General features: G+C 57.1%; 7 protein-coding genes. 5 read left to right on the plus strand and 2 right to left on the minus strand.

Going from position 1 to position 12,604, the window contains the following annotated elements:
* The first annotated feature begins 491 nt into the window (after positions 1–491).
* The 4 genes from G494_RS24980 to G494_RS26560 all read left to right on the plus strand — a co-directional run bounded on the left by G494_RS24980 (position 492) and on the right by G494_RS26560 (position 6,796).
* Positions 492–2,453, plus strand: a complete 1,962-nt coding sequence (locus G494_RS24980) for an AAA family ATPase (protein WP_051305244.1) — start codon at positions 492–494, stop codon at positions 2,451–2,453.
* A gap of 107 nt (positions 2,454–2,560) precedes the next feature.
* Positions 2,561–2,986, plus strand: a complete 426-nt coding sequence (locus tag G494_RS0101670) for a LysM peptidoglycan-binding domain-containing protein (RefSeq protein WP_153305725.1) — start codon at positions 2,561–2,563, stop codon at positions 2,984–2,986.
* Positions 2,987–4,015: 1,029 nt separating this feature from the next.
* A complete protein-coding gene (locus tag G494_RS0101675) occupies positions 4,016–5,707 on the plus strand; it encodes an L-lactate permease (RefSeq protein WP_028583131.1) in 1,692 nt (563 codons plus the stop codon).
* Between the two features lie 765 nt (positions 5,708–6,472).
* Entirely contained in the window at positions 6,473–6,796 is a 324-nt protein-coding gene (locus G494_RS26560) for a hypothetical protein (RefSeq protein WP_153305726.1), read from the plus strand.
* A gap of 174 nt (positions 6,797–6,970) precedes the next feature.
* Here the strand turns inward: G494_RS26560 and G494_RS0101690 are convergent, their stop codons facing one another.
* Both G494_RS0101690 and G494_RS0101695 read right to left on the minus strand, forming a co-directional pair.
* The gene (locus tag G494_RS0101690; protein WP_028583133.1) at positions 6,971–8,482 is read right to left on the minus strand and encodes a hypothetical protein; all 1,512 of its coding nucleotides are present in this window, start codon (positions 8,480–8,482) and stop codon (positions 6,971–6,973) included.
* A gap of 78 nt (positions 8,483–8,560) precedes the next feature.
* Positions 8,561–9,910, minus strand: coding sequence for a cyclic 2,3-diphosphoglycerate synthase (locus G494_RS0101695; protein ID WP_028583134.1), 1,350 nt, complete (start codon positions 9,908–9,910; stop codon positions 8,561–8,563).
* A gap of 503 nt (positions 9,911–10,413) precedes the next feature.
* Between G494_RS0101695 and G494_RS0101700 the strand changes: the two genes are divergently transcribed.
* On the plus strand, positions 10,414–12,558 hold the full coding sequence (locus tag G494_RS0101700; protein WP_028583135.1) for a putative bifunctional diguanylate cyclase/phosphodiesterase: 2,145 nt from the start codon (positions 10,414–10,416) through the stop codon (positions 12,556–12,558).
* Positions 12,559–12,604 lie beyond the last annotated feature (46 nt).

A 12,604-nucleotide genomic window follows, 5' to 3' on the forward strand; every position in this document is an offset into this window, starting at 1 on the left:
TACAGGGGGGCTTGCCTCGGTCCGGGCCGCAGAATCTGCAAAGAGCTCCCTGGTCTCTACCGGTGTACCCCCGGAAAAGCTCTCCACCCGAATACCCGGCGCAGCTGCTCCAGGAGAGCAGAGGTATTGATCCAGGCAGTATCAAGGTGGCCTCAAGCCATTGGTTCCATCTGCGCACCTTCAGCCGGACAATAATCCGTCGGCCCCTGCCCCGGACCGGTGCTGGGAAGCGTTCGCTCTCTCCCCTTGGCAGGACCGGCCTTTGGCCAATGGAGCGAAGCCATAATGTATCTCTTCCAGGCTGCTGTCAAGCAAAGAGTGATGGCGAGGTTCCTGCTTGTTATGGCAGGACAAAACCTTCCAAGACCTTGTTTTTAAAGACGCAGGGGGTATAATTTAGCAAGTGCAGGCGCTTTTCCAGATCGATAAGGCGTATCCTGGATCTCTCTCAGAGACCATCTCCGCCAATCTCCATTAGCTGAGGGTCTGATATGTACCTTTCATTCTATACCTTATCAGAGAAGCCCTTTACAATATCCACTGACCCACGCTTTCTCTGGTGCGGAGAAAAACATCAAGAGGCCCTGGCAAACCTCGAATATGGTCTGCTGGAATCCAACGGTTATGTGGTTCTGACAGGTGATGTCGGCACAGGCAAGACCACGATGGTGAACGCACTGATTGAGACCTTGGATGATAAGGTACTGCTTGCCAATATCAATAACCCCACCAACAACGCGCTCGATTTTTTCAATGTAGTTGCCAAGACCTACGATCCCGCGGTTGCGATATCCAGCAAGAGTGAATTCTTATTTTTTATTACAGACTTCCTCAAAAAGGCCCATGCAAAAGGCAAAATCGTCCTGCTCATCATCGACGAGGCCCATCGCCTCTCCAAGGAGATCCTCGAGGAAATCCGCCTGCTCTCCAATATTGAGGACCAGGGCAGCAAACTGATCAATATCTTCTTTGTCGGCCAGAGTGAGTTTAAAGAACTCCTGCTCTGTCCCGAGTGCCGTGCGCTTCGTCAAAGGATTACCCTCTACTATGACATTGCCCCACTTTCCGCAGAAGAGACCGGCCAGTATATAGCACATCGCCTCAAGGTTGCCGGGGTCGAGGAGCAGCTCTTTACCCCAGGCGCTGTCCGCGAAATCCAGAACTTTTCCCGAGGCTATCCACGCCTCATCAATATAGTATGTGATCGCGCCCTGTTAACCGGCTATGTCAAGGAAGAGCCTACCATCGATGCTGCTCTTGTTCAGGAGTGCACGGCTGAACTCAGCTTTCTCGACCCAAAGGGAGCGTCCCCTCTCGCCCAAGGGCTGAACAGCTGCCTGAGTTGGGGACAGAGCCTGTTCAGCGGCTCAGCTGCGAAGAGGGCCAACTCAGCTGCGAACTACCTGCAAAAGGGTGAGGATCCCGGAAAAACAGGAACCAGTTCAATGCCGATTGGCCTGGTCGGTTTATTGATCCTGGTCCTGGTTGCCTGGGGACTTACCCTGCACCCGGAATCGCCGCTTCAAGGTAAGGGGACGGCAAGGGTTGAAAGCAGCGGACCTGCTCCTGAACCGAAACCAGGCAATCAGCCGGTCTCAGAGCCAGACAAGCTGCAGGCAAAGAAAAGATCCCCCCAAGCAGCAGCGCCCATAGCGATCCAGAACAAAAAGACAAAAGAGATCAGCCAGGGCTCCCCCAAGGCCTTGGAGAAGGAAGCCTCCATGGGGCACAGGGAGCCGGTTGCAGCCCCTGCTCCCTTAGGGGAACAGGCAGCGCCGGCTGAATCCCGGCCAAGGCCGGGGCAAGCCTTGAGCCCGGCCAGGTCGCCTGAAGTTCCGCCTCCTCCCCCTCCAGCGCCGGCCCGGCCGACAAAGCTGGAGCTGGCAACCACTGCGCTGGACGAAGATAATTTTCTGCTGGCGATGGAGTTGCTTGAAAGCCTGCACGGCCGCAATGGCCAACCTTCTCTACCAATAGGCAGACTCTATTCAAAAGCTCTTCTCGGCCGCGCCAGGCAACTTTTGCCCGGATCACCGGATGAGGCCAAACCCTTGCTGGCCAAGGCCGTAGAGGTGGATCCCGGTAACAGTGAGGCCCATTTTGCCCAAGGAAAACTCTACGCCCAATCCAAAGACTACGCCCTGGCAACGGCCGCCTACCAGAATACGATCCGGTTGAATCCAAACCTGGCCGACGCCTTCTTTAATCTTGGCCTTATTTACGCAGCAAACGGAAGCTACGCGCAAGCCGAGAAGCTGTTTGCGCGCGTGGTCGAGTTGAAACCCAGGTATCAGGATAAGGCACTCTTTAATCTTGCCGTCATTCAAAAAAAACAAGACAAACACCAAGAGTGTCTGAAGAATCTGCAGAAGGCGGTGATCCTCAGGCCGGATAACCAAAAGGCCCGGAGTTACCTGAAGCAACTCCTGGGAAGCGTGAAGGAGACCCGATAATGAATCCCACCAGAACGGCAGCTGTCCTTTGGATACTGGCTATCACCATATTCTGCTCACCCGGCTGCAGCAGGATTCAACCTGTTACAACAGAAGCCCCCCTCCCCATGCCGCCTGATACAGCGGAGCAGGCATTGCCCCTGGCAGAGCCCCTGACAGAGCCTCAGGCAGCGTATTATACCCACACCATTCGCTGGCCCGGGGAAAACCTCATCCGGATCGCTCGTTGGTACACGGGTTCCGGCAAAAACTGGATACGCATCGTGGAGGCCAACCCAACGGTTGATCACAGACGACTGGAGATCGGTGAGCCTATTCTCATCCCCATGGAGCTCATCAAAAACAGGGAACCTATGCCTGCTGCTTATCGCATGCCGGTTTCTCCCCAAAAAAAGGAACCGTCACCTGCCCCGTCTCCGCAAACGTCTCCAAAAATCGTGGAAGATGAACTCTTTGGCCCAATCGATAGCCAGAGCGAGAGCAACGCTCCCAAAAGAAAAGATATTCCCCCTGCTCTGGAGACCATCGAGTAAGGCAGCCTCTCTACCCGGCCTCCCGCTGCCAGGCTGTGGACAGCTTTGGCAGCTTTAATCGCGTATTCTTGCGTTTAAGACCCATGAATATGGAACCTTGCCCTAGATCCCCGGCAAAGAGGTGAAAGGTCTTTTTTTGGTAACGCCTTCTGCCTGATAGTTTTGCTGTTCCCCTCTGGGTGTCAATGTAAGTGAGACGCCTAAAAAGGTCGCTGCTTACAGCGGTGGAGAGCACCCCCTTCCGGATAGCCCAAATGTAGCCTCAAGGATGATTCATCCTTCCTCCGACACTGGATTCCCGCCTCCGCGGGAATGACGCCAACAAAACAGCAAGGAGTTAGCAGCAGCCTCAAATCCCGCCTGGACGGCAGTGGCAGCCAAAGAAAGAATGAGCCAGGGAGGGGACAGGTCCTCGCTCCCCGTGCCTTGGGCAGCATCTGATAAACCCCAAAATAGGCGCTCTGCTCATTTCCCTTGATGTTTTGGGTTTACCTCCTTGCCCTGCAAGAAGGTCGTTGAGCGTTGCTCACCACAGCTGCACGCCTCTCCCCCTGACCTCTGCAGAGCGGTTTCCCCTTAAGAGCTGCGTTTCTGTACTCTGCCTGTCCGCCTTTCGCTTGTCCCTCCCCTGCTGGAAAACAGCAGACCCATATTGGTAGTACCAATATCTTTTTCTTCTTTTTTGTTACTGTATCATCCAGGTCTTACCTATACCATTACGATTTATCGGCATGTTACCACCTTAAAAACGACCACTGGGCCCTTGACATACCTATTTATTAAAGATACCATTGGCCTCAAAACTAGAGTGGCAAGCAGACAAAAACGCCGACTGGACCAGTGGGGAGACCAATTTTCAGGGCCAGCGAAACCAGGCTGAGGGCTGTTTGCTAAACCAGGGAGTAAAGCTCTATCAACCCGAAGCCGAAAATCCGGCCAGAGGAGCTTGGCAGGCACCCCTGCGGTTGGTGACAGAGGCCAATGGACACCGCTTTTCAGTCACCGAAATCAACACAGATGAGGTACTCTATGTCAACGACCATCCAGGCCCTGCTTGCGGCAACTCCCATTATAATTGCCGCTATCCTTCTTCTTGGTGTGCACTGGTCCGCACGTCGCGCCATGCCCGTGGTGTATCTCACGGCTGCGGCCATTGCCCTCTTCTTCTGGGACATGAGCTTCAATCGGATCCTTGCCTCCACCCTCCAGGGGATGGTCGTCACCATCGCCGTGCTCTGGATCATCTTTGGGGCCATCATGCTGCTCAACACCCTGCAGCGGTCCGGAGCCATCACAACCATCCGGGCCGGGTTTACCAACATCAGCCCGGACCGTCGAGTACAGGCGCTGATCATTGCCTGGTTGTTTGGTTGTTTCATCGAGGGTGCCTCGGGATTCGGCACACCGGCCGCCATCGCTGCACCCCTGCTGGTCGCCATCGGCTTCCCAGCCCTGGCAGCGGTCATGGTGGGGATGATGATCCAGTCTACCCCGGTTTCCTTTGGTGCGGTCGGCACCCCGATCCTGATTGGGATCAACAACGGCCTTGATCATGCGGTCTTGAGTGAACAGCTGCTCCAAGCAGGTTCATCCTGGGAGCTCTTCATCCGTCTCATCACCTCCGAGGTTGCCATCGGACATGCCATTGTCGGCACCCTGATGCCCCTGTTGATGGTCGTCATGCTCACCCGCTTTTTCGGTCGCAACAAGAGCTGGCGTGAAGGGCTGGCAATGCTCCCCTTTGCCCTCTTCACCGGCCTGGCATTTACGATCCCCTACGCCCTGACCGGCATCTTTCTGGGACCGGAGTTTCCCTCCATCGTCGGTGCCCTGGCAGGCCTCGCCATTGTCGTTCCTGCGGCACGACAGGGCTTCCTGGTCCCCAAGGAGAGCTGGGACTTTCCCCCGAGCAAGGATTGGCCCCAGGGATGGTTGGGCAACCTCACGCTCAAGGCACCCACTGCTGACGAGCGCAAGATCCCCCTTGCCCTTGCCTGGACGCCATATGTACTGGTGGCTGTCATCCTGGTCGCCAGCCGGGTCTTCCCCTCCTTTAAAGGTCTGCTCAAAGGGGTTTCCTTCGGCTTTGCCAACATCCTCGGCGAGGCCGGAGTCAGTGCCTCGGTTCAACCCCTCTATCTGCCAGGGGGGATTCTGCTCTTTGTCTGCCTGCTGACCCTCTTTCTCCACCGAATGAAACCTGCCCAACTGCTCGCTGCCGCTACCGATGCCGGCAAGACTTTGATCGGGGCTGGGTTTGTCCTGGTGTTCACCATCCCCATGGTCCGAATCCTGATCAACTCCGGGATCAATGGTGCAGACCTGGTTTCCATGCCCGTGGCCATGGCCAGCTTTGCCGCCGAGTCCTTTGGCTCTGTCTACCCGCTCCTGGCCCCGACCGTCGGCGCCCTGGGGGCCTTTATTGCCGGTTCCAATACCGTCAGCAACATGATGCTCAGCCAGTTCCAGTTTGAGGTGGCAGGGGCGCTCAGCGTCTCCGGTGCCATCCTGGTGGCACTCCAGGCCATCGGAGCTGCTGCCGGAAACATGATTGCCATCCACAACGTGGTCGCAGCCTCTGCCACCGTAGGACTGCTTGGCCAGGAAGGCAAAACCCTGCGCATGACGATTCTCCCCACCATCTATTATGTCTCTGCCGCCGGCGTCCTTGGCCTCATCGCCATCTATATCCTCGGCATAGGCGATCCACTGCTCAACTAAGCCCCCCTCCCTGGGCAGCCACATCTGGTGGCTGCCCCTCCCCTCTCTTTTCCCAGGATTCCGGCCTCCCGCCCAAGCAGCTCCCCCCGATTCTCTCCCAGCTCTCCAACCATAGCAAGGGTCCTCTTCCAGCCACAGACAGGGCAAGATGCGCCGGAGGCGCAGGAAACCCAGAGGCAAGGGATGCATGAAACCGGTTCGTGTATATTGTCTTGAAATGAGAGTTGAGGGTACCTTGAAAAATTAGATTTTTCGATCAGGGTCAAGGCGCGAGATATATTTTATCGTAGGCATCTATTTGATATTCCTAGGCTAAAATCTTGAGTGCAACGCCGAAATTGGAAGAAAAAACCTTTTTTCAAGGTGGCCTTGAGTAGCCCGGTCAGCGGCGGCAGCCAGGGCCACCGTGGCCGGAAGATCGTTTTTTCGAGGAGGTCTCTATCATGTCCCACCGCCTTGCTGGTACTCTTCCCATGGCCCTCACCCTCGTCCTGCTGTTTATCATGAGCGGCTGTGCAGGATCAGGGGACGGCAAGAGGGATTCCCGCCGCCCCGCGGAGATGCAGCCGCTTCGGGTCCAGTCCAACGGACTGGTGGTGGTCCTGCACGACATCCTAGGACCAGAGCACAGGGAGAGCCTCATCCAGGACCCTGGTTGGCGTGAATATATCCTGGCCATCGACAATCTCCACCCTGCGGCCTGCACCATTCAAGATATCAAGATCCTGAACCGCTTTGGCCGCTATCTGGATTCCGCAACAGCCTATGAACAGATCACAACTCCTCCGGATGTGGAGAGTGAACTGGCAGGTGATCCCCTTTGGAGGGTCCCTGTTTGGCCTCCTCAGCAACGCTGCAACGGTCTCGGCCCAGAAAGAACGGCTCACGGCCCAGCGGGCCTTTAGCTTACGCATCCTCAACAAGGTCGAGCTCGCAGCAGGCGGTCGGGTGGTCGGCAGCGCCTTCTTACCAAAGATCCTCCAACCTTCGATCCTGGCAGTGGACTACTCCCGCCAGGGCAGCCTGCATCGCCTTGAGATCCCTCTTCCCCTGCCCGGGACAGGCGGCCGCCAACCAGACCCGCCCTAAACCCGGCCACCCCGATCCCCGACCACCCCGATCCCGGCCGGCCCGGATCAAGGGCCTGCCAGGGCCTAAAACAGGGGCAAGGCCTGGGGTCGGTCGTGCTGGGGACTCGATCGCAAGGGAAGAATCCGGAGAAGAGAGGAGACGGTGCTGAGCCCCGGAGAACGGCTGCCCTCGTCAACGGGGACTGTAGATCGGACAGGAGATCTTTTTAAACATTCGGTAGGACTGATCGTTCCATCTTCGCGGCACGGGCATGCTCCCTGAATTATAGAAGATAGCAACCTGGTTGCCACCCCAGGTGAGCAGCTCTTCTCTGCCATCATTAAAGAGATCTATGACCAGCACGGCAGCTTCGTATGGATTGAAATCCCCCTTCCTGCTCTCCCCAACCCACTCCTGGGGATCATCCATCCTGCCGCCGCCAAATATCGGGGTAAGCGGCACCTGCTCAAGGGGAGAAACCACCCTGAGCCGTGGCCTCACCGCCCGATGACGGACAACCTTCATATGCCGCTCAACATAGAGCACCTCTGTGCCGGCCCTATGGTCCCATTCGACGGCCTGCACATATTCACCATCTCCATCCCAGCCAGGATGGACCCTCCAGCCCCGCCGCAGCAACTCTCCTTTGCAATTTAGAAGCCAATGATTATAGCCGTCTCCGTTTCTGACAAGAATTTCTTGTCCCTCGGAACCGGGATAGAAATCTCCCACGGCATGCTGATGAGGATGGCGGTTGCGATGCGGAGAATGGCTCTCCCAGATTTCTTTGCCCCCGGCACCGTAGCCATGGGCGATGATCGAGGGCTCGCCTGGAAGCGGATTATAGAGGCTGTAGACCGCTTCAAGCCCGGGTCTGCTCGGATCGATATCCCGGACCGTGAAGGCGTGGATACCGCGATTGTCGGTTCTACTGTTGGCATCGGCCAGCCAGAGAAGTTCGCCGTTTCCCCTTAGGGCGAGAGCGCCATGGAAGATTTCATCGCCCCTGCTCCCGTCCAGATCCGCCGTTTGCGGAGGCGGATACATAAACATTCCCTGGCTATGGACCGCCCTTCTCTGCTGCCACTCTAGCCTGGGACAGCCGCCTCGCAGATCAATGGACGCCAGCGACACGGTCGGATCATAGGAGGCACTGGCAACAACGATGCGGGTCGCAGCCCCGTCTTGGTCGTCACCCCTTCGGGCCAGGAAGACATACATCCACCGTTCATCCCGGCTTAAGGCATAGCTATATTTCACCCTCCCGCTCCTGCCATCACGGACAAAGAGCGTCCTCCAGTCAGAGCCGATGTGCAAAAACTCAGTTGCACCATCTCCGTCGGCATCCCCGACGTAGCCATAGGTGGTATAGTTCCAAAAAAAGTGGCCGGGATACTCCCAGTTGGTCCCTGCCTTGATATCCCATATCTTTCTGCCGCACACATCGTAGGCTGCGATCCTCTCTTTCGAGGAGATCACGTAGTCTGGCCAGCCGTCATTGTCCAGGTCACCCACGGCCGGCCTTCCGTTGAAATCGATGGCAAAACTGTGGGCGCGAACCTCTCCTCCGGGCCCCTCAAAGGCAGCTGCCAGGCATTCCGGCAGAGGCGAGGGTTCCGGAGGGATCGCTTCAGAGCGGGCTGCAGCGCACAAGAAGGTGAAGACAAGGAAGATGAAGAAGGTAGAGCGGAGTGTTTGCCGCATAGTCCTTTCGCCGGAGTAGAGGGAAGTGGGAAGGGGCATGGGAAAGCGGCCTCCAGGCCAGGGGGAGATTAGCTGCCCTCAGCTAACTTCAGCCAGCCTGCCCCGGATGAAGGCCTCTATCAGGGTGCTGAGCTTTGGCTCACCGCTCTCTTCAAACTCATAACTGACCCGCACCACCGGTTTATTGATCGTAATCAGCGCCCCCAGATTACAGGGAGTGGCCTCAACCACCACATCGGCCTGGGCCTGGTTGATGGTCTCGGCCAGGGCGCGCAGTTGTGAGGGGTGATAGCCCAGCGCAGGCAAGACCCGACCGATATGGGGGTACTGCGCAAAAACGGCGGCAATCTCGCTGGCGGCCGAACGACGTGGATCAACAATTTTCCCAGCCTGGGCCTGGGTAGCTGCAACATAGCCTGCCCCATGGGGCATACCTCCGTGGGTAATCGTTGGCCCGTCCTCTACCACCAGGACCCGCTTCCCCAGGACCATCTCCGGATGGTCCAGTTGAACCGGCGAAGCAGCGTGAACCACCGGGGCGCTGGGGTTGAGGGCAGCAATATTCCTGCCGACAGCGAACACATCTGCAGCAGTCGCTGTATTCACCTTGGTCACCACCACGACATCCGCCATCCGCAACACGGCCTCACCCGGATGGTGGGAGGTCTCAAAACCTGGCCTGAGGGGATCCACCAGGACAATATGAAGGTCTGGTCGAACAAAGGGAAAGTCATTGTTGCCGCCGTCCCAGAGGAGAAGATCGGCTTCAGCTTCGGCCAGAGCCACAATCTTTGCGTAATCAACGCCTGCATAGACCAGATTGCCATCAGCCAGGTGCGGTTCATACTCCTCCCTCTCTTCAACGGTACAGTCAGCGGCATCGAGATCCGCGGGCCTGGCGAAACGTTGGACAGCCTGTCGCTCCAGGTCGCCATAGGGCATGGGGTGACGAAGGACCACGGGCCTGAGCCCTTTTCCCCGGAGCAACCGCGATATCCAGCGGCTGGTCTGTGATTTGCCGCAACCGGTCTTGACGGCGGAGACGGCAATGACCGGTACCCTGGCCTGCAAGCTTGTCCGCTCCGGGCCAAGCAGCAGGAAATCACACCCCGATGCCAGGGCGATGGCGGCGCGCTGCATCACCAGCTCGTAGCCAACATCACTGTAGGAAAAAACCACCTGATCTATCTGCTCGTCCTGACACAGACGAGCCAGTTGCGCCTCCTCTACGATGGGAATACCATCCGGGTAGAGAGCACCTGCAAGCGATGCCGGGTAGCGACGCCCGGAGATCTGCGGAATCTGGCTGGCGGTAAAGGCGACCACCCGGCTCTCCGGGTCATCGCGATAAACCATATTAAAGTTATGAAAATCCCGACCGGCAGCACCCATAATTACGATCCGAGTAGGTTGAGGCTTTTTTTCCATGGCCAATTTCAACACCCAACAGGAGCTCATGCATTAATGGTTACCCTTCTTGTTTGTATCTTTAGTATACCATACCCTAACCCTCCAAGTCCCGGCGAGCTGCAGATTCGGGAAAGATCTCAGCAAGCCGATGCTGGAAGATGGCGGCCAGGACTAAACAGCGGGGAGAGAAGGGAGAACCACTGATACTCTTCCAAAATAATCCTGCTCTTTTTTTTGACCTTGAAAACATCTATGCTACCCTGTTCTTAGAGTTGAAATGTAAAGAATACTTTTCAGGAAGCCAGGAGCCAGATGCTGCCCTGCGCTCCTGGGGGCACCCGCCTGTTCCCTCTCCCGGCCAGGGGACGACGGAACTCGGCAGAGTAGAGACCAGGCACCCGGGTTTCCCATGAGAGCGCAGACTGTGGAGGGTCAACCATGGCCAAATGCAGGGCGTATGCCCGACTGATACCCTGACTCGGTTACCACAACAGAAAAATCCAGAAAGCCAACCAAGATCGATGACGAACGAGAACACCCTCCCCCCAGCCGAACCATCGCGCCAGGACGTGATCCTGGTGATCGATGATGACTCCGCAGCCAGGTTACTGGTTAAATTCAGTCTCGAAAATTCGGGCTTTACGGTCCTGGAGGCGGCAAACGGGGAAGAGGCCGTAGCCAGCTGCATGAGCAGACAGCCCAATCTGATCCTGCTGGATGTGATGATGAGCGGTATGGACGGCATCGCAACCTGCCGGGCATTACGCCGGCTGCCTGGCGGGCAGCATATCCCGGTGGTCATGGTCACGGCCCTGGAAGATGAACAGACCATCACGGATGCCTTTGATGCCGGCGCCACCGACTTTATCAGCAAGCCGATCAATCTGCTGGTCCTGGGCTACCGGGTCCGCTACTGGCTCCGCGCCGGCACCACCCTCCAGGAACTGGACAGGAGCCAGGAGAGGCTGGTCAAGGCCCAGGAAATTGCCCGACTCGGCCACTGGGAACACGACCTGGATGGAGGCACCTTCACCTTCAGCTCCCCCTCACCGGAGCTCTTCGGCCTCAGCCATTGCGGTAGCTATGAGATGCTCTTTGCCTCCATCCTTGGGGAGGAGAAAGATCATATCCGAAAAACCATCGATCAGGCCTGCACCAGGAAAGAGCCGTTCAGCGTCAGCTACCGTATCTGCAGGGAAGACGGCGCAGAGAGAATCATCCTTAACCAGGGCGAGTTTGTCAACGATCCGCTCAACAGGGATCTGCTCATCGGCATTATCCAGGATATCACCGAGTTGAAGCAGGCTGAGGACAAGATCCGTTACCTTGCCTATTACGATAACCTTACCGGCCTGGCCAATCGCTCCCTCTTCAGGGAACACTGGTCAAGGGTTCTCCACCAGGCCCAACGGGAGCAGAACAGGATTGCCATCCTCTTTATTGACCTGGACCACTTCAAGGGCATCAACGATACCCTGGGCCACCCCAGCGGCGACAAGATCCTGATAACCGTTGCCAACCGCCTGAAGGCCATCTTCCGTCCTTCAGATATCATTGCCCGCCAGGGAGATGAACCCTTGACCTCCATCATTTCCCGGGTAGGCGGAGACGAGTTCACGGTGATAGCCGTCAACATATCCACCCCTGACAACGCCGCAAAGCTTGCCGAACGGATCCTGGAGACGGTCTGCAAGCCCATCGAACTGGAAGAACAACTGGTCAACCTGACCGCCAGCGTTGGGCTCAGTCTCTATCCCGAAGATGGAGAAGACATTGACGAGCTCCTCAAGCATGCCGACACCGCCATGTACGAGGCCAAACAGGGTGGCCGAAACACCTACATGTTCTATCAGCAGAGCATGAACGCTGCGGTGGAGGCACGTTTCCTCCTGAACAACCGCCTGCACAGGGCCCTTGAGCAGGGAGAGTTTGTCCTCTACTACCAACCGCAGTTTTCCAACACCAGCGCTGCCGTTAAAGGGGTGGAGGCCCTGATCCGCTGGATCGACCCGGAGAGAGGGATCATTGCCCCCAATGATTTTTTACCCTTTGCCGAGGAAAACGGATTCATCCACGACATCAACACCTGGGTTATCCGGGAGGCATGCAGCCAGGCCCAGCAGTGGGTCATGGCCGGCATCTTCGACGACTGCAGGGTCGGGGTGAACATATCCGGCAACAATATCAACTTCAGCGAGCTGTTCGCCACCATAACCGAGACCCTCCATGAGACGGGACTGCATCCCCGCCACCTCGAGGTGGAGCTGACCGAACGGGTCATGATGGAGCAGCCGGAGGAGGCGGTTCGAACCCTGTTGCAGCTCAAGGAGCTGGGGGTCGCCATCGCCATAGACGACTTTGGCACCGGCTACTCGGCCCTGAGCCACCTGCAACTCTTTCCCCTCACCACCCTGAAAATCGACAAATCCTTTGTCCACAATATCGATACCTCGGAAAACGGCCTTTCCCTGCTCCACTCGATCATCAACATTGCCAAGAGTTTCAATCTCAGCGTGGTTGCCGAAGGTGTGGAAACCGAGAGACAGCGCTCAGCCTTGCAGGAGCTGGACTGCGACGACCTCCAGGGATTTCTGTTGAGCAAGCCGGCGCCCGTGGAGGCCATAGAGCGGCTCTTGACCAGCGCAATGCTCGTCGACCCGGCCTGACTGAACGCTTCAAGCAGAAAAGAAGCCCAGAGAAAAACCATTTGCA

The organism is Desulfogranum mediterraneum DSM 13871, assembly GCF_000429965.1.
Taxonomy (GTDB): Bacteria; Desulfobacterota; Desulfobulbia; order Desulfobulbales; family Desulfobulbaceae; genus Desulfogranum; species Desulfogranum mediterraneum.